This is a genomic window from Tamlana crocina, assembly GCF_012037625.1.
The window spans coordinates 104,979-123,178 of the sequence record NZ_JAAVJS010000004.1 but is presented as its reverse complement, the minus strand read 5'-3'; the positions used below and the strand labels follow the sequence as shown (position 1 = coordinate 123,178).

The 18,200-nt window shown below is 37.6% G+C and carries 18 protein-coding genes and 1 tRNA gene; 8 read left to right on the top strand and 11 right to left on the bottom strand.

Annotated elements, in window-relative coordinates:
• The first annotated feature begins 34 nt into the window (after positions 1–34).
• From idi to HC176_RS04005, 4 genes are all read left to right on the top strand, one after another.
• Complete coding sequence (idi, locus tag HC176_RS04020) at positions 35–562, top strand: isopentenyl-diphosphate Delta-isomerase (RefSeq protein ID WP_167916899.1); 528 nt, start codon at positions 35–37, stop codon at positions 560–562.
• A complete protein-coding gene (locus HC176_RS04015; RefSeq protein ID WP_167916898.1) occupies positions 559–969 on the top strand; it encodes a 6-pyruvoyl trahydropterin synthase family protein in 411 nt (136 codons plus the stop codon). Before idi ends, HC176_RS04015 begins: the two co-directional genes overlap by 4 nt.
• A gap of 135 nt (positions 970–1,104) precedes the next feature.
• The gene (locus tag HC176_RS04010) at positions 1,105–1,371 is read left to right on the top strand and encodes a hypothetical protein (RefSeq protein WP_167916897.1); all 267 of its coding nucleotides are present in this window, start codon (positions 1,105–1,107) and stop codon (positions 1,369–1,371) included.
• A gap of 63 nt (positions 1,372–1,434) precedes the next feature.
• Positions 1,435–1,508: transfer RNA gene (locus HC176_RS04005), tRNA-Thr, on the top strand.
• A gap of 180 nt (positions 1,509–1,688) precedes the next feature.
• Here the strand turns inward: HC176_RS04005 and HC176_RS04000 are convergent.
• Both HC176_RS04000 and HC176_RS03995 read right to left on the bottom strand, forming a co-directional pair.
• On the bottom strand, positions 1,689–2,396 hold the full coding sequence (locus tag HC176_RS04000; protein ID WP_167916896.1) for a DUF4369 domain-containing protein: 708 nt from the start codon (positions 2,394–2,396) through the stop codon (positions 1,689–1,691).
• A 560-nt stretch (positions 2,397–2,956) separates the two neighbouring features.
• Positions 2,957–3,550 carry an alpha-ketoglutarate-dependent dioxygenase AlkB family protein gene (locus tag HC176_RS03995; RefSeq protein ID WP_167916895.1) on the bottom strand — a complete coding sequence of 198 codons (594 nt, stop codon included), beginning with the start codon at positions 3,548–3,550 and terminating at the stop codon, positions 2,957–2,959.
• 39 nt (positions 3,551–3,589) lie between these two features.
• Here HC176_RS03995 and HC176_RS03990 point away from each other — a divergent pair, with 39 nt between their 5' ends.
• Positions 3,590–4,255, top strand: a complete 666-nt coding sequence (locus HC176_RS03990) for a M15 family metallopeptidase (protein WP_167916894.1) — start codon at positions 3,590–3,592, stop codon at positions 4,253–4,255.
• A 54-nt stretch (positions 4,256–4,309) separates the two neighbouring features.
• On the opposite strand, the gene HC176_RS03985 is transcribed toward HC176_RS03990, so the two are convergent.
• The 7 genes from HC176_RS03985 to htpG form a co-directional block, all read right to left on the bottom strand.
• Complete coding sequence (locus tag HC176_RS03985; protein WP_167916893.1) at positions 4,310–5,551, bottom strand: DEAD/DEAH box helicase; 1,242 nt, start codon at positions 5,549–5,551, stop codon at positions 4,310–4,312.
• A gap of 32 nt (positions 5,552–5,583) precedes the next feature.
• Positions 5,584–5,964: a hypothetical protein gene (locus HC176_RS03980; protein ID WP_167916892.1), complete on the bottom strand. Its 381-nt coding sequence runs from the start codon at positions 5,962–5,964 to the stop codon at positions 5,584–5,586.
• A gap of 64 nt (positions 5,965–6,028) precedes the next feature.
• Positions 6,029–6,664, bottom strand: coding sequence for an MOSC domain-containing protein (locus HC176_RS03975; RefSeq protein WP_167916891.1), 636 nt, complete (start codon positions 6,662–6,664; stop codon positions 6,029–6,031).
• A 35-nt stretch (positions 6,665–6,699) separates the two neighbouring features.
• Complete coding sequence (locus tag HC176_RS03970; protein ID WP_167916890.1) at positions 6,700–7,647, bottom strand: competence protein CoiA family protein; 948 nt, start codon at positions 7,645–7,647, stop codon at positions 6,700–6,702.
• Between the two features lie 188 nt (positions 7,648–7,835).
• Positions 7,836–8,297: an FKBP-type peptidyl-prolyl cis-trans isomerase gene (locus HC176_RS03965; protein ID WP_167916889.1), complete on the bottom strand. Its 462-nt coding sequence runs from the start codon at positions 8,295–8,297 to the stop codon at positions 7,836–7,838.
• Positions 8,298–8,429: 132 nt separating this feature from the next.
• Positions 8,430–9,113, bottom strand: a complete 684-nt coding sequence (locus tag HC176_RS03960; RefSeq protein ID WP_167916888.1) for a DUF4377 domain-containing protein — start codon at positions 9,111–9,113, stop codon at positions 8,430–8,432.
• Positions 9,114–9,303: 190 nt separating this feature from the next.
• Positions 9,304–11,214, bottom strand: coding sequence for a molecular chaperone HtpG (gene htpG / locus HC176_RS03955; protein ID WP_167916887.1), 1,911 nt, complete (start codon positions 11,212–11,214; stop codon positions 9,304–9,306).
• A gap of 215 nt (positions 11,215–11,429) precedes the next feature.
• Between htpG and HC176_RS03950 the strand changes: the two genes are divergently transcribed.
• Positions 11,430–12,434: a 3-oxoacyl-ACP synthase III family protein gene (locus HC176_RS03950; protein ID WP_167916886.1), complete on the top strand. Its 1,005-nt coding sequence runs from the start codon at positions 11,430–11,432 to the stop codon at positions 12,432–12,434.
• A gap of 419 nt (positions 12,435–12,853) precedes the next feature.
• On the opposite strand, the gene HC176_RS03945 is transcribed toward HC176_RS03950, so the two are convergent.
• Positions 12,854–15,331, bottom strand: a complete 2,478-nt coding sequence (locus HC176_RS03945) for a TonB-dependent receptor (RefSeq protein ID WP_167916885.1) — start codon at positions 15,329–15,331, stop codon at positions 12,854–12,856.
• Positions 15,332–15,507: 176 nt separating this feature from the next.
• Here HC176_RS03945 and HC176_RS03940 point away from each other — a divergent pair, with 176 nt between their 5' ends.
• Entirely contained in the window at positions 15,508–15,870 is a 363-nt protein-coding gene (locus HC176_RS03940) for a CoA-binding protein (RefSeq protein ID WP_167916884.1), read from the top strand.
• Here the strand turns inward: HC176_RS03940 and HC176_RS03935 are convergent.
• The gene (locus tag HC176_RS03935; RefSeq protein ID WP_167916883.1) at positions 15,841–17,289 is read right to left on the bottom strand and encodes a sodium:solute symporter; all 1,449 of its coding nucleotides are present in this window, start codon (positions 17,287–17,289) and stop codon (positions 15,841–15,843) included. The two genes, HC176_RS03940 and HC176_RS03935, sit on opposite strands and share 30 nt — an antisense overlap.
• 239 nt (positions 17,290–17,528) lie before the next feature.
• On the opposite strand from HC176_RS03935, the gene recR reads away from it, so the two are divergent.
• Positions 17,529–18,146 carry a recombination mediator RecR gene (gene recR / locus HC176_RS03930; protein ID WP_167916882.1) on the top strand — a complete coding sequence of 206 codons (618 nt, stop codon included), beginning with the start codon at positions 17,529–17,531 and terminating at the stop codon, positions 18,144–18,146.
• Positions 18,147–18,200 lie beyond the last annotated feature (54 nt).

Below are 18,200 nucleotides of genomic sequence, written 5' to 3'. Positions count from 1 at the left end.
ATAAACCCTGTCTGTTTTGTATTTTTGTTGTTCTATGAAAAAAGAAGAACAAGTAATACTGGTAAACGAAAAGGACGAACAAATTGGATTAATGGCCAAAATGGAGGCGCACGAAAAAGCATTGCTTCATCGTGCGTTTTCTGTGTTTGTGTTTAATGATAAAAATGAGTTGATGCTTCAGCAACGTGCCTTGCATAAGTACCACACACCAGGGTTATGGACCAACACTTGCTGCAGCCACCAGCGTGAGGGCGAAAGTAATATTGAAGCCGGAAAACGACGCCTCATGGAAGAAATGGGCTTTGTAACAGATTTAGAAGAATCCATTTCATTCATTTATAAAGCGCCATTCGATAATGGGTTGACCGAGCATGAATACGATCATATTTTACTCGGAAAGTACAATGGCGAGCCCAACATCAACCCCGATGAAGTGGCATCTTGGAAATGGATGGCTTTGGAAGATGTGAAAACCGATATCGCCAAAAAACCGGAAAACTATACGGCATGGTTCAAAGTGATTTTCGATAAATTCTACGAATACATAAACATAAAGCAATGAGGGTTACGGTAAGTAGGAAAGCACACTTTAATGCGGCACATCGGCTGTATAGGCCCGATTGGAACGAGGAAAGAAATGAGGCGGTTTTTGGAAAATGCAACAACCCTAATTTTCATGGGCATAACTACGAACTTATTGTGAGCGTAACCGGAGCGATTGATGAAGAAACGGGCTATGTGGTAGATATGAAAATACTAAAGGATATTATTAGGACGGAAGTAGAAGAAGCTTTCGATCATAAAAATTTAAATCTTGAAGTTGAAGAATTTAAAAAACTAAACCCTACGGCCGAAAATATTGCCGTTGTCATTTACAATAAAATAAAACCCCATTTAGAGAAAGAACTCGATTTGGAAATCACCCTTTACGAAACCCCTCGTAATTTTGTGCGTTTTTCTGGGGAATAGTTCTGTTCTTGGCTAGTTGTTTTTGGAATTGATAAAACTTCTCATTATAAAATCCAACCAATAATTATTATAAAAAAGCACAGCATTGCTGTTGAATAATTACCTATTTTTGTCTAAATTTTAAATACTACAAAAATGGCAAATGTTAGAGACCTTAAAAAAGATATTAATTACGTTTTAGGCGATATTATAGAATCTGTTTACGTTTGGGAATATTCCAATACAGATAAAGGTACCGAAAAAAGTGGAGCGATTATAGACGAGGCTATTGAAAGTTTTGATGAGTTGATGGCCAAAGTAAATGCTAAAAACATTGAAAACCCTAAAGCGCATTATAACGCCGTGCGAAATGAATTGGAGGCTAAAGGAAACGCCTTAATTGAAAAGATAAACAAGCTTTAAAATTTTTTAACGGATTGCTTGCAGATTTAATTTTTGAGATTATATTTGCACCCGTTATTAAAAGCCGATATAGCTCAGCTGGCTAGAGCAGCTGATTTGTAATCAGCAGGTCGTGGGTTCGAGTCCCTCTATCGGCTCTTTTAAAACTAAAAGGTAATCTAAGAAATTTGGATTACCTTTTTTTATTAATCAGTTTTAAGGGACGAGAAGTTTATCCTGAGCTTAGTCGAAGGAAGTCCCTCTATCGGCTCTTCAAAAAAAATGCCTTTCAAATTTTGAAAGGCATTTTTTTATCATCTTACGAAGTGAACAGAAGCTTATTTGTTCTCAGCCTCTTGTTCCTTAATTTCTTTGATAAACTTATCCAATTCCTTACCGTATTTTGAAGATTTCACTTTTGGTGTCAACGAATTATTAATCGTGTCGAGTAAACTCAAATTGGCGTTGTAAATTTCAGATAAAGCTAAATAGGGAGCCACTTCGCTGTCTTTGTGGTTTAGAGCAAAGTTTACGGTGTACAAATATTTGCGCTTTGTAATGCTGTTCGATACTTTTTCAACAGAATCAATTTTCGCGCTGTCACCAGCTTTTTCTGCTTCAAAGGCCGCTTTTATCAAATCCAATCTTCGGTTGTTGATGGTTGAAAGTGTATTGCGGTATTCCTCAAATACTTTTTGTTGTTCAGAGCCATTAATTTTTGGATCAAAAGCAAAGTTTTTAAGAGAGGTGTTTATTTCTGTAATTCCTTTATCGGCAAAAAAGGCAATCCTGTCTTCAATAGCGCTGTTTTTGTCCAAATAAAGAAAAAACACTTCTGGGCTTTCTATAGTGGTTTGTAATTCAAAAGAAGCATTTCCGCTTACAACCATTGAATCGACAGTAACCAAGCTCGTATCCTGTGCCTTTTTAAGGTAAACCACGCCTTTTTTTAATCCTTTTATATGTCCTTTAACAACTAAGTTGTCTTCATTATTGCCGCAAGCAAGTACGCAAATGGCAATGCACAATGCCAAAATTTTTTTCATGAAATAGGTAGTTTTTTAACGAAGGCAAATATCTTATAATTATATTTTAAATGCTAATGGCAGTACATTATTTTAAAGATGTTAAAAAAAACACAAAAAATGTTTTAGACGACTTTTGGCACAAGTATTGTTGTGTTATTGGCAGATGCACTCTTACAAAATAGTTTATTGAGTGGTTACTTTAAACTTAAAAGATTGTATTTCATATTTTGGTTGGTTAGTTAGTAAGAAAGCACCCGTTTTTGGGTGCTTTTTTTTTGCCGTTTTTGTTGAGGTTTCCCTAAAGCCTAGGATAATTAAAATTGTATTTCATCGATTAAAAGCATGTTTTTGTCATTAAATGTTAAAATTACATGTGTTTTGTCGATTTAATGTGTTTTTTGTCGTTTTTAAGCTTGAAATAATTATATATTTGGAGTGTACTAAATAACACACTTTTTAGTTCAATGGATTAATTAATTAATATTTGCATTATGTTGTTGATAAGGAGACCCCAAATCTAGCATCATAATATAGAAAGCAAATTGAAAGAGCCGGGTTTGAGGGAACCCGGTTTTTTTTTATGCAATTATTCTAAAGGTTAAATTAATTCGCTTTCCCACTTCTTTTTTTGTTTTCGGTATTTGGTGCAGCCAGTGGTGCTGTGTTTCGCCTTTCATAAGTAATAAACTACCGTGTTCTAAATTAATTTTTGCTTTTTGTGTGTTATCTCTACGGTGTTTTAGATGGAATATCCTTTCGGCCCCAAATGATATTGAGGCTACAACGGGGTTTTTACCCAGTTCCTTTTCGTTATCGGCGTGCCATCCATTACTATCGTTTCCGTTACGGTACAAATTAGCCAAACAGCTGGTGAATGAAATGTTCAACTCCTTTTCAATAGAGTGCTTAATTTGAAGTAATTCTTGCGTAAAAGGAGTAGCCTTCATTTTAATATTACTGTAGCTGTAATTTTTGTTGTTATTGGCAAAGAAGGCCGTAAGTCTGGGTTGTGGATGGGTTTTCCCGAAAATAGTAATGTAGTCTTGCTGCCAATCAATGGTTTCTAAAAGCGTTTTGAAAAAGTAGTCGGCTTCATTCATGTCGAAAAACCTTGGATAATACGCCACATCGGCATCCTTTAAATTCAAATTCGTTTCAGAAGCTAAACGCATTGTTTTTTATTTTCTAAATTAGCATAATTCAAATTGAAAATGAAATACGCAGTACGAATTGTTTTTCTGTTTTGGTCATTATGTTCCTTGGCTCAATTGCCTGAAGGTTTTGTTTATGTTAGTGATTCCATTCCAGATATGGAAGTGGAATTACGCTATTATGGCTCCAATAATTTTGTTGGAAAACCAATTGATGGATACAAAGCCAACACATTAATTTTAACGGCCGAAGCCACGAAGGCACTCAAAAAGGTACACGAAGAATTATTGATGAACAACCTCTGTTTAAAGGTGTACGATGGTTATCGACCACAACAAGCCGTAAACCATTTTATAAAGTGGGCGCGTGATTGGAACGACACCATTAACAAGCAACAGTTTTATCCTGATGTGAAAAAACGAAATTTATTCAAAGCTGGTTACATCGCTTCAAGGTCTGGCCATAGCAAGGGCAGCACAGTCGATTTAACTATAATTGACGGTAACACCGGAAAAGAATTGGATATGGGCAGTCCGTTTGATTTTTTTGGAAAAGAATCGTGGGTAGCTTACGAGGGGTTGACCGAAAGACAAAAAGCCAATAGACAGTTACTGCAAAAGGTGATGCTGAAACACGGTTTTAGGAATTACCCAAAAGAGTGGTGGCACTTTACGTTGCGTTGGGAGCCTTTTCCAAAAACTTATTTTGATTTTCCTATTGAATAGGGTTTAAGTATGTAGCCTCCATTGAGCAGTCTCCAGTCTTAAGTTTCATGCTTTTTAATACCAACGCTTCTTTTTCTTTTTTGAAGCTGTACTTTTTCGGCCTTTTTTATGTTTGCTCCCTGTTTTTTTCGATTTGTGGATTATGGGCTTGGCCTTTGGGTCTAACGGATAAGGATGGTTTTGTTCAATTTCAATATCCTGTTCAATAAGCTGTTGAATAGTTTTTACATAATTCTTTTCGTCTGCCGAGCAGAAAGAATGGGCTATGCCTGATTTACCGGCACGGGCGGTACGGCCAATACGGTGCACGTAAGTTTCGGGAATATTGGGCAAGTCGAAATTGATGACGGCATCCAACCCGTCAACATCAATACCGCGGGCGGCTACATCGGTAGCGATCAAAATATTCACTTCGGCATTTTTAAAACGGTTAAGAGCGTCCTGCCGTGCCGACTGACTTTTATCGCCATGAATGCTGTCTACTTTATACCCGTTTTTTATCAATGTTTTTTGCAGCTTGTCCACACCAAATTTGGTACGCCTAAAAATAATGATATTGCCTTTTATGCTATTCCTAAGCAAGTGCAAACACAATTCTATTTTATTCCGCTTCGGCACATAATACAGGAGCTGCTTAACATTTTTGGAAGTAGAGGCATTCTGTTCAACTTCGATGCGTTCGGGATTTTTTAGTATGGTATTCGCCAAAAACTCTACTTTATGTGGCACGGTGGCCGAAAACAGCAAGATTTGTTTTTCTCTGGTACAGAGGCGCTCAATTTTTCTAACGTCGTCAATAAAACCCATGTCGAGCATGAGGTCGGCTTCATCCAAAACTAAGATTTCAACAAAGTCTAGGTTTACAATATCCTGTTTATGTAAATCGAGCAGACGACCAGGTGTGGCAATTAAAATATCAACGCCTTTTTTTAAAATGTCCTTTTGCGGTTCAATGGAAGCTCCACCAAAAACGACGGTAGTCCTTAAATTGGTATAAGTACTGTAGGTTTTAAAATTGTTTTCAATTTGTATGGCCAATTCGCGGGTAGGACTTACAATTAGGGCTTTTATCTTTTTTCCGCCTTTTTCGCTATCCTGTTGGTTGAACAGTAATTGCAAAATAGGCAGGGCAAACGCCGCTGTTTTTCCGGTGCCTGTTTGTGCAGAAACCACCAAGTCTTTTTGCTCTAAAACCAGTGGGATGGTTTGTTCCTGAACTTTGGTAGGGTTATCGTAACCAGCTTCGGCGACAGCCCGTAATAGCGATTTGTTTAATTGAAGGTCTTTAAACGACATTTAAAATGATTTCCGGCAAAGGTACGTCAATTTTAGGCAGGTATGGGTTTTACTTTCATGGCGTTCCATTGGCTATCCACCATAATTTGTTTTGTGGGTTTTAAACGGTAGTCGCCCAAAAAATCCCAATCGTACTCTTCGTGCAAACTCGAAATTTCGCCCTTGGTGGTGTTGTTGGGGTAAAACACCCAAATGGTAGAACCATCTAAAAGCCTAGGGAATAGGGTGAGCATTTGGTTCATAAATTCTTCTTTGGTGTTAGAAAACACAATGGCACATTGTACACAAGAGGTGATGACCAAAGATTCATGATGCTCTATATCTTTAAATACGGGCGCAAAATTATCGGGTACATTCAAAATGTACAGGTCGCCGCACTTTTTTAGTTTTAATTTGTCTAGTAGTGTTCGCATAACCTAAAGATACAAAAAAAATGATTTTAAAAGGACGAAATGATGTTTTCGCAACCGAAAACTATTAGCCTAAAAAGCGCATGAAATGTTGCCGTTTATATTCGGGAAGCGCATCGTTGTTAACAGCAAGTTCCAGAAACTTTTGGTCTTTTTCTTTTGAAAAAATCAATTGGAAAAGTTGGGTGGTAGTTAGGCTGTTTTTGTTGTGTTCGATGCGCTCTAATTGGTCGCCCGATTTTACAAAACCTTCTTCTAAAACACGAACGTAGGTGCCTGAGAAGCCGTGTGCAATAAATTGTTTTAAAACTTTTTGCGTACCGAATTTTACTCCGAATTTATAGCAGGGCTCCCTCGGTTGGGTTATTTGCACAACGGCATCACCCACATTGTAAATGTCGCCCACATAAATTTGCGATTCGTCCAAACCATTTACGGTGAGGTTTTCGCCAAACATGCCCCACTTCCAATCGAGGTTGGGATACAAGTTTTTCCAGTAATTATATTGGTTTTCTGAAAATAGATAACAGGCTTTAAACTCACCGCCATGGTGTTTCCTATCGATTACCGTGTCGTGTTTTACATCGGTTTTTCCCAAAAAGATAGGCGTATCGGTGGGCGTTTTATAAATACCGGTTTGCTCTTCTTTACCATTCCAAATAATGGTAGTGGGGTTTGATATGTTGGTGGAGGTGATGTGCATGTTTTTTTGAATTTTATTAATAGGGTTTGTTTGCGTTAAGATTTATTTTGTCTTATTTTTTTCTTATGCTTGTTTATTACATTTCGTATGTCTAAATCAAAAGGGCTTCCCAAATGTCCAATACAATATATTGCAGGTTTTTTATCAATGACCACTCCAGAATTGCATCCAATGATTTCGTATTCATCACGTCCTAAATAATATTTACAATTTTCGCAATCTTCATAAAGCTTTGCGTAAGATTCCCCTTTTAATATACCAGATTGCCATGTTCTTTTTGCTATTGGACAATACTCTGAATAAATCATGTCATCGAAAAAAACATTATTAGATTTTAAAGTTTGTATTACGTGTCTTTCCGCATATTTACTTTTTAAAATTTTTCTTAATTTGATTAGTTCTGGATTGTAAATCCAAAATTTATATTTGGCTGAATTGATTAATTCAGTTTTAAATTTATTGCTATTAAAAAAGTAATCCTTTTCTTTGAATAAGGAATTAACTATGTCTTTAACATTTATTCCAATTGCTGGAATATCTGTTTTTCTAATTTTTCTATATTTTATATTATTAACTCCGTGGCTATATATTATTTCAATCAACAGCTTCCTTCCTTTACTTTCAATTATAATATCTGGAATAAAATCATTAACTTTTCTTTCTAAGGTAACTTTGTCAATAGTTATAGTTACTTCATCAAATATTAAAATTTCAGGGTTGTAACTCCAGATAAGTTTAGGTAATTTAATTGTTCTAGAATTAGATATAATTTCTTTAGATTTTAAATGAATCAATGATTCCCCTCTCCAAAAGCAGTCATTATTATTGATATGAGCAAAATGATGTTCTCGAATATTGCCCTTTTTTGCTATTAATTTTGATTTGCAATTTGGGCAAACACAACCACAAGATAATCCACTTTGGACGTCATCAATTGTTACTAGTTTCCCATTTTGTAAACCATAAATTAGTCTTTCAATCACTTAGTTTTTTTTATTACCTTGGTTAAGGTATTCAATAGTTTGCAATTCACTAAGTTATCGAATTTTTAATTTTCTCCAAAGTAATAAAGCCTTACAGATTAAACTATACTATATAATTAATGCAACATTGTATAATTAAAAAGCCACTTCGTTTAAAAGTGGCTTAGGGTTTATTTTTTTAATTAAGGCTAGTTAACGGCCAAGAGCTCGATATCAAAAATTAATACCGAACCGCCAGGAATGCCATTGTAATAAAAACTGCCGTAACCCAAGTGGGCAGGAACCAATAACATGCCGCTGCCGCCTTCGTTAAAATAGGTGATGCCTTCGGTCCAACCCGGGATAACTTGTTGTAAATTAAACGTAACACCTTCAGCGTCGCTTTGGTCGAATACGTTACCATTAAGAAAATAGCCCTTGTAAGCTACGGTAACGTTACTATTGGCGACTGGCTGTTCGCCTTCGCCTTGCTCGTCAATAACATAGTATAGTCCCGAATCGGTGCGCGTGGCATTCAATTCGTTGTCCGTAATATAGGCTTGGATGTCGGTTTCGTTTTGTTCTCTGTAATCTACTGGTGTTCTCTCGTCGTCGTTGGTACACGATGTTAAAATGAATAAACTTAGGGCTAGGGTTAAAAGGTGTTTCATGTGTTTTTGTTGAAATTTAAAATGTATTGATTGATAAAACTCTAATTCTCGATAGAAATTTTTCTTATTTCAATCGAAAAATTCACTTGAATTGACGAGTTTTATCGAAAAGCATAACTGATATTTATAAAGCTAATCTACTTTTTTAAAACGTAAGATTTCATCTCCCGAGGCATTGTATAAATATAGCGTTAATTGTTCGTATTTGTAGCTTGCGGTTTGGTTAATAGCTTGGTTAAATTGGTCTGGAATGGTCATGTCTGGACACATTTTTCTTGTAGAGGCCAACGCACCAAAGGTGAGTGTTTCATCATTTAAATCGGTGATTTTTCCTGAGAAATTATTGCAACCGTCCTTACCTAAAGCTTGCATTTTAGATAGATTGATTTCTAAAGTTGGAACATTTTCGGTTGCAATGGCTGTGCCGTTAATATGGGTAGCGGCCCATATATCATTAAGCAATGTTTTTTTGTCTTGCTTTTTCTCAATGACTTCAACCAATTCGTATTTAATGGACGAGGCATCGGCAGGAACGTTGGCGGCATCGCGTTGGGTTTCTTTTACTTTTATTTTTTGAAGGTATCCGGTTTCGAAACTAAAGCCTTCAATGGGGGCATAAAACAAAGTCCAGGTGGCGTTGGTTACATCATCGCCGTTATAAACTTGCAAGCACTGGGCTTTTCCGGCACCGGCATCGCATTCCGTTTTTAAACTGTTTACCCAATATGTGGTTGTTTTGGTGTCATCTTCAGAGTTGCACGATACGCTTAAAATAGCCATAAATAGTAATGCTGGTAGAGTTTTGATAAATGTCATAAAGTGTGATTTTGAGTTTACAATTTTAAGATACAGCATTAACGCGATGGTTGCGTTAAAGGAATCATAAAAAACGGTTTTGGATATAAAAAAACCACTCTTTGGAGAGTGGTTTTTTGGGAATTTTATGTGAAATGCCGAATCCACCCTTCGACTACGCTCAGGATGACAGTTCAGCATGAAACCAAGCCTACTTTATCATTTCGTAGCTACGCTTAATAAAGTTGGTCAGTTCTTCGCCTTTCAATAAACCTTGCGAAAGTCTGGCCAAATCTAAACTTTGGTTAATCAAGCGCTCTTGCTTCTTTTTGGTTTTAGTATTTAAAATTTCGCTCACCAATTCGTGGTTGGTATTCACTACCAAGTTGTACATTTCTGGCATATTGCCCATGCCAAACATACCGCCACCACCAGTTTGCTGCATCTCTTTCATACGGCGCATAAACTCGGGCTGGGTGATAATAAACGGATTCGCATTGCTATCCATCGCTTCTAACTGTACCATGAATTTTTCAGAAGGAATGACTTCTTTCAATAATTCATCCAGAGTTTTCTTTTGCTCGTCGTCCAGTTTCGAAACGGTGTTTTCGTCCTTTTTGATGAGGTTGTCAATGTGGTCGCCATCTACACGTGCAAACGAAATATTTTCTTTAGTACCCTCAAGTTTTTGGATAAGGTGTGAAACAATAGGCGAATCTAACAACAGCACTTCGTAGTTTTTAGCTTTAGCAGCCTCGATGTAGCTGTGTTGCGCATCTTTATCTGAAGCGTAAAGAATTACCAATTTATCGTCCTTATCGGTTTGGTTCGCCTTTATTTTGTTATAAAGCTCTTCGTAAGTATAGTATTTACCGTCAACCGTTGGGTAAAGCGCAAAGGCTTCGGCTTTTTCAAAGAATTTTTCTTCGGAAAGCATACCGTACTCAATCACGATTTTAATATCGTCCCATTTCTTTTCGAAATCCTCACGGTTGTTATTGAAAAGTGACTTTAACTTATCGGCTACTTTACGGGTAATGTAAGATGAAATCTTTTTCACCGCGCCATCGGCCTGTAAGTACGAACGCGACACGTTCAATGGAATGTCTGGCGAATCTATAACACCACGCAACATGGTTAAGAATTCAGGAACAATACCTTCAACATTATCGGTTACGAATACTTGGTTTTGGTACAACTGAATTTTATCCTTTTGGATTTGCATGTCGTTGCTCAGCTTTGGGAAATACAAAATACCCGTTAAGTTGAAAGGATAATCTACATTTAAGTGAATGTGGAACAACGGCTCTTCAAACTGCATGGGGTACAACTCACGATAGAAGTTGTTATAATCTTCCTCCTTTAAATCGGTAGGCTGCTTGGTCCACGCTGGGTTTGGGTTGTTTATAATGTCGTCAACCGTAATTTTTCTGTGTGGTTCTTTGGTTTCCTTGCCGTCTTTATCGGTAATGGTTGCAGGCTCGTGCTCTGGGTCGTTTATTTCCTTAGTTCCGAATTTAATGGGAATAGGCATAAACTTGTTGTATTTGTTCAACAACTCGCGGATGCGAGATTCTTCCAAAAATTCAGTAGAATCTTCAGCAATATGAAGAATGATTTCGGTGCCTCTTTCTGTTTTTTCTGCAGGTTCTAAAGTGAATTCTGGCGAACCATCGCATGTCCAGTGTGCAGCAGGTTCATCCTTAAACGATTTGGTGATGATTTCAACCTTTTCGGCCACCATAAACGCTGAATAGAATCCTAAACCGAAGTGTCCAATAATTCCAGAATCTTTGGCAGAATCTTTATATTTATCTAAAAACTCTTCAGCTCCGGAAAATGCCACTTGGTTGATGTACTTCTCAACCTCGTCGGCGGTCATTCCCAAACCTTGGTCTATAATATGAAGTTTTTTGCCTTCTTTATCGATTTTAATTTCAATCTGTGGGTTGCCGTACTCAACCTTTGCTTCGCCAACATTGGTAAGGTGCTTTAGTTTTAAAGTAGCATCTGTGGCGTTGCTCACTAGCTCACGTAGAAATATTTCGTGGTCGCTGTACAAGAATTTTTTAATGAGAGGGAAGATGTTCTCAACCGATACATTAATGTTTCCTTTTGTCATGATAAATAAATTATTTGTTATTCCCTTGAAAGCGGGAATTGGATTAAATGTCATTTTAAATTACATTAATTCACTTGGCAACAAAAATGCCAATACAGCGGAAGTGACAAACTGGCACATGAATTTAATTTTAGTGTAAAAACGGCATCTGGATTTTTAAATTTTGTATAATCCGTTGATAATTTTGTATTTTGGTTAAACAAAAACGAAGGCATATGTACAATTCTAAAATAATAGGTTTAGGTAAATACGTACCGGATAATGTGGTGACCAACCAGGAATTATCTCAAATGATGGATACCAATGACGAGTGGATTCAGGAGCGCACAGGTATACAGGAACGCCGTTGGATAAAGGAGGGTAGTGACGATACTTCGGCTGTAATGGGTGCGAAAGCTGCCAAAATAGCTATTGAGCGTTCGGGGTTGACCAAAGATGATATCGATTTTATAGTCTTTGCTACGTTGAGTCCTGATTATTATTTCCCTGGTTGTGGGGTGCAAGTACAGGATATTTTGGAGATGCCAACCATTGGAGCGCTCGATGTGCGTAACCAATGCTCGGGCTTTGTGTATGCTATTTCGGTGGCCGATCAGTTTATAAAAACAGGTATGTATAAAAATGTTTTGGTAATCGGTGCTGAATACCATAGCAACGGGTTGGACAAAACCACCCGCGGCCGAAGTGTTTCGGTTATTTTTGGTGATGGGGCAGGCGCATGCGTACTTTCCAGAGAAGAAGATAACACCAAAGGGATTTTATCGACTCACCTGCACAGTGAAGGGAAACATGCCGAAAAGTTGATGGTAAAGGGCCCAAGTATAGCGCATTGGGTGCCCGAAATTTTAGAGAACCCAGACGATACGTCGTATTTTCCGTATATGGACGGCACTTTTGTTTTTAAGCATGCCGTAGTGCGATTTAGCGAAGTGATAATGGAGGGCTTAAAGAAAAACGGGTTGCAAAAAGAAGATATCGATATGCTTATTCCGCATCAGGCCAATTTAAGGATAGCACAGTTTATACAACAAAAATTTGGACTGAAGGACGACCAAGTGTTTAACAATATTATGAAATACGGAAATACCACAGCGGCATCCGTTATCATTGCACTTACCGAAGCTTGGGAGGAAGGCAAAATAAAAGCCGGCGACCACGTGGTATTGGCGGCCTTTGGTAGTGGTTTTACTTGGGGCAGTGCGATAATAAAGTGGAGTTAAAAGGACTATTCCCTTAATCAAAAAACAGAAAACCCGAAACAAAAGTCTCGGGTTTTCTCAGCTATTAATCAACTTCAACTAACACTAATGTGAAGAATCTTATTCTATTAGACGTAAAAAAGTGAAATAAATTGCATAACGTTCTGATTTTTAACGTTTTTTAACATAAAAACCCGAAGTGTTAACTTCGGGTTTTGTTATACGAATCTTAAATAACGAATTTGAAAAATGTGTAGATGACTAACTCTAAATAATTATTATTCGTGTTTGGCTAGATTGTATTTTACTTTAACGTAAAAAAAGCAATCGGTATTGTTCTAAAAATGAAATTTTAACATTTTTTTTGCTGATTTTCAGTGTTTTGTGAAATATCTCTAACTTGTGTAAAGTATTGATTACAATTCGCCATAAATGTGCTCTTACATAAAGCCGCCACCACCAGAGGCTGTGTTATCATCCCTTTGTTTTCTTTTAATGGCTCGGTATTTTCCGCCACCAAACCTATAGGAAAGCGTAACATTCCAGGTGTTGCTTTCCCAGTTAAATTGCCCTAAAGCCGGGTAAGGGGTGTCGGCCTCAAACTCAAACCTCATGGTGTTCAATATATCGCTGTAATTGAAGCTAAAAGTAGCTCGGTTTTCTTCTAGGAAACTGTAGCGCAAGCCTGTATTTAACATAAACATGGGCTTTCTGGTAAATTGAATGCCTTTTTCTTTCCCACGGTACATCGCAAAAACCGAAAAGTTTAATTTTTTAGTGGCTTTAAAATTATTGAAAACTCTTAAGTTCCAAACTACATTGTCTACTTCGGTGTTTTGTGTAGAAATATCATTTTCCGTGGCGTTTTCTAAATCATCTGTATCTATAAATTCGGTGATACCACGTTGGCTTTGCGAATACAAATCGAAACTACCGTTAAGGTCCCACCACTTTGTTGGTCTGTAATTGGTTGAGAATTCAATTCCGAAAGCGGTTGTGTTGTCAAAGTTGTCGTACGATAAAATGGAGTTTGCAGCACTTATATTAGTGCGGTCTATATAGACAAAACGGTTAATGTTGTCTTGTATAATTCTGTAAAACACACCAGCAGTAATGCTTCCTTTTTTTAATTGGCGTGTATAATTGGTTTCGATAGAATTGGTGAACTGGGGTTGCAACTCGGTGTTTCCGAAGGAGGAAACACGTGGCGTGCTCCACTCCCTGATGGGATTGACTTGTTGCAGGCCTGGCCGGTCTACTCGGCGGCTAAAGCTTAATTGGTATGAGTTTTTATCTGAAGGGGTGTAGGTTAAAAAGGCTGAAGGGTATACCTGAAAATAATTGTTTTCAAAGGGTATGGCTTCAGTGCTGTTGTCGTCGAAAATTTTTAAGGCATTGGCATCGACCATGACCTGCTCTGCACGCACGCCAATTTGATAGCTCCACTTTTCCAAGGTTTTTCCTAATGTAAAATAAGCCGAGTAGATGTCTCTTTTGTAATCAAAATCTGTGCTTGGAGTTGGTGTAATATTACCTGTGCTCGAAAAGGTTTGCCCTGTAGACATATACGCTATATCGGTGTTGAAGAGTCGAGCCTCAAGCCCAGCTTCAATTTTTGTTTTTTCGTTTAAGGGATTTACATAATCTACATTTATGGTGGTTTGGTTTCTTTTGGTGTCCACATTGTCGATGTAATCTGGCGGAAAGTTGAAATTAATGAAGTCAAAATCGGCTATTTCATCTTGGTTGAAATTGTTGTAGTCTGCTTCAATTTCAAGGGTTTCATCTTCATTGTCAAATTCGTGTTTATAAATCAGGTTGTATTGCCCTGAGGTATTGTCTGAAATGTTGCCAAACAATTGACTCTGGATGATGCTGGGGTTTGTGATTAGGGTGTTTCCAAAGCCTTTACCATCAAAAATATTTTGGTTTGTAAAGAAAGATAAAGTGTTTTTGTCGTTAACGTAATAATCAATACCAGCTTTAAAAAGATGCGATTTGTTGTTGTTTCCAAATTTAAAATCTTGCCTTGAGTTGTCGTCTTCACGGGTAATTTCTCCAAAATTGTCGTGTTTGCCAATATTATTCCCATAATTTCCGTAGAAATTAAACTTTCCGTTACGGTAATTCATGTCAATGGAACTATTGAATTTTGCAAAAATTTCTTTGGTGAGACCAAAGTTTACATTACCGTTAAAACCAATTTGTGTGTTTTTGTGGAGTTTTATATTGATGATACCGCTCATGCCTTCGGGGTTGTATTTGGCAGATGGGTTGGTAATTAACTCGATTTGTTTTATGGAGGTGGAAGGGATTTGCTTTAATAATTGGCCAATAGGTACATTGCTTAATTTGCCATCAACCATAACTCGCACATTTTCGTTGCCGCGTAAGCTAATGTTGCCTGTTTGTTGGTCTACGCTAACAGAGGGTATATTGTTCATTATATCGCTTGCTGTTGGCCCGGCGGTAGTTAAGTCTTTTCCAACGGTAACTACTTTTCTATCTACCTTTTGTTGAATGGTGGATGTTTCTGCAATAACGGTGACTTCGTCCAAACCTTCAGCCTGTTCTTCCAGATAAATTTGCCCTAAATTGATGTCGTAATTGTTCTTTCCAATGGCAATATTCTTATCAATGGTTTTGTAGCCAATATATTGAACGCTTACCACGAGATTGCCTTCTTCAACTTTTTCGATTAAAAAAGAGCCGTCTTCAGCGGTAATGCCTCCGGTAATGGTTTCGTTGGCATTGTTTTTCACAATAACGTTAACATAGGGTAAGGGCTGCTTTAAAAGGGCGTCTAGAACAATTCCTGAAATGGAGCCTTTTTTTGCGTTTTCGGGTTCGGGATTTTTGGGGTTGGCGTGGGTGATTGTGTTCAATAAAATAAAACACAAAAAGATAATTCTTTGCATAATTTGATTGATTGTTTTTTGATTGATGCTACAAAGGTAGACGCTGAAACTCAAATCTTGTTACGGAGTGGCGTGTTTCTTAACAGTTTTTTAACATAATTGGCTGTTGATAAACATTTGCCGGTGAGCTTAAAATGATTAAATTACTGAATTATAAATTGCTGAAAAGATAATTTATGAATAAAAAAACTTTAGTATTGGGGGCTTCGTTAAAGCCAAACCGGTATTCGCATTATGCTATTCAAAGATTGGTGGCCAACAAAATTGAAACGGTAGCTGTGGGGCTAAGAACTGGCGAAGTCGATGGAGTGTCTATTGCAACTGAACAATTGCCTTTTGAAAATATAGATACGGTTACTCTTTATTTGAACCCGATGCGGCAGCGGGAATATTATGACTACATCGTTTCATTGAATCCGAAACGGGTGATTTTTAATCCAGGTACCGAAAACCCAGAGTTTTATCAGATTTTACAAGAGAATAACATCGCTTTTGAGCCGGCTTGTACTTTAGTGTTGCTTTCTACGAATCAGTATTAAGCCCAAAAAGGTGAGTAGTCCATTGATGATTAATATTTCGAAACCAATTTGGTAGCCGTTTAGTAAATCTACCGAGTATTCATTCAATAGATAGGATAAGGCGGGAGCCACAATGGCAATAATCCAAACGTATTTGTCCTTGAGTTGTTGTTTGGTGAAAATGCCGAAGGCGAATAAACCGAGTAGTGGCCCATAAGTATAACCTGCTGCTTTGAACAGTTCCCAAATCACAGAAACATCTTTAAAAATAGCATCAAAAAGAATGATGACTACTACGAGCACAAAACTGATAAAAATATGGGTGCGTTTTCTGATTTTCTTTTGGATGTCTTTCGGTTTTTTGTCCAGCTCTATAATGTCGATACAAAACGAAGTGGTGAGCGAAGTTAAGGCCGAGTCAGCACTGGAATAAGCGGCAGCAATCAATCCTAATAGGAAAAATGCTGAGGTCAGTACACCAATTTCGGGTAGCATGGCAATGGTGGGGAATAAATCGTCTTTAGTGGCCGTAATGCCGTGTTGGTGGGCGTATTGGGTTAAAAGCAAACCTAAAACCAAAAACAGAATATTTACAAAAATCAGTACCACACTAAACGATACCATGTTTTTCTGTGCTTCCTTTAAATTTTTGCAGGTGAGGTTTTTTTGCATCATATCTTGGTCCAACCCCGTCATGGTAATGGTGATGAACATACCAGCAAAAAAACTTTTTATAAAATATTGGGCATCGTTAACATCATCAAAAAAGAAAACTTTGCTCATGGCGTCCTGTTTTACATTTTGGTAAATTTCAGAAATGCCGTTTAAATCTAAAGCATGGGATAAAAACACGATGGTGATTACTACCGAAACCAGCATAAAAAGCGTTTGCAGAGTGTCGGTAAAGATGATGGTCTTAATGCCGCCTTTAAAGGTATAGAGCCAAATTAAAAGAATGGTGATCACTACCGTTGCGGCAAAGGGAATGCCATATTGGTCGAACACCAAAAGTTGCAGCACTTTGGCCACCAAAAACAACCGGAATGACGCACCTACCATCCGCGATATCAAGAATGCCACCGATCCCGTTTTGTAGCTCACGTTGCCAAAGCGGTCTTTTAAATAAGTGTAAATGGAGGTTAAATTCAACTTGTAATAAATGGGCAAAAGCACGTAAGCAATAGCCAAGTACCCAAAAAAATACCCAAAAACCACTTGTAGATACCCAAATTGTTTGGTTTCAACCGCACCAGGTACCGAAATAAAAGTCACCCCAGAGAGCGAAGCACCTATCATCCCGAAAGCCACTAAATACCACGGTGCCGATTTGTTGGCCTTAAAAAAGGCATCGTTGCTGTCTTCTTTTCCGGTGAAATATGATATTAAAATCAATACAGCAAAATAGCCTGCAATAAGAAACAATATTTGGGTGGGCGACATAAATTCTATTTTTAATCAGCCAAAATACAAAATAACTTAAAGTCTGTTTTGGAATTTTTATTGAAATGAGTTTGTCATTCCCGCGGAAACTGGAGTTTGAATAGTAGAATTTTGGTGGTTGACTCCAAAGTCCAAAAATGAAACAATCGAAATGTTACCTATGGTTTACCAATGGAACTTGGTTTTAAGACACTCTTTTTATTATTGAATTTGCCGTAAAAAGTGTTAATTTCGCGCTTATGGAATTTTCGTCAAAACTTTTAGAGCGTGCTGTTAACGAAATGTCGCAGTTGCCGGGTATCGGCAAACGTACGGCGTTGCGTTTGGTGTTGCATTTATTGCGTCAGCCCAAAGAGCAAACTACGGCATTGGCCGAGGCTTTGCAAACCATGCGGCTCGATGTGAAGTTTTGTAAATCGTGCCATAATATTAGCGATGTGGAGTTGTGCGAAATCTGTTCCAACCCGAACAGAAATGCCGAAGTTATTTGTGTAGTTGAAGACATTCGCGATGTTATGGCTATTGAAAACACCAGTTCCTTTAAAGGGGTTTATCACGTTTTGGGAGGAAAAATTTCACCAATGGACGGTATTGGTCCGCACGATTTAAATATTGAAACATTAGTGAACAAAGTGAAGCAAGGCACAACAAAGGAGCTTATTTTTGCGTTAAGTTCGACGATGGAAGGTGATACTACCAATTTTTACATATACAAACAAATTCAAGATTACGATGTGGTAACATCAACCATTGCGCGGGGTATTTCAGTGGGCGATGAACTGGAATATGCCGATGAAATCACCTTGGGTAGGAGTATTGTAAACCGAGTGCCTTTTGAAGCATCCCTAAAATCATAATCGAAAAAATGTCAATTTCAGATAAAGGAAACATTAATTTTAAACCAACCGCGT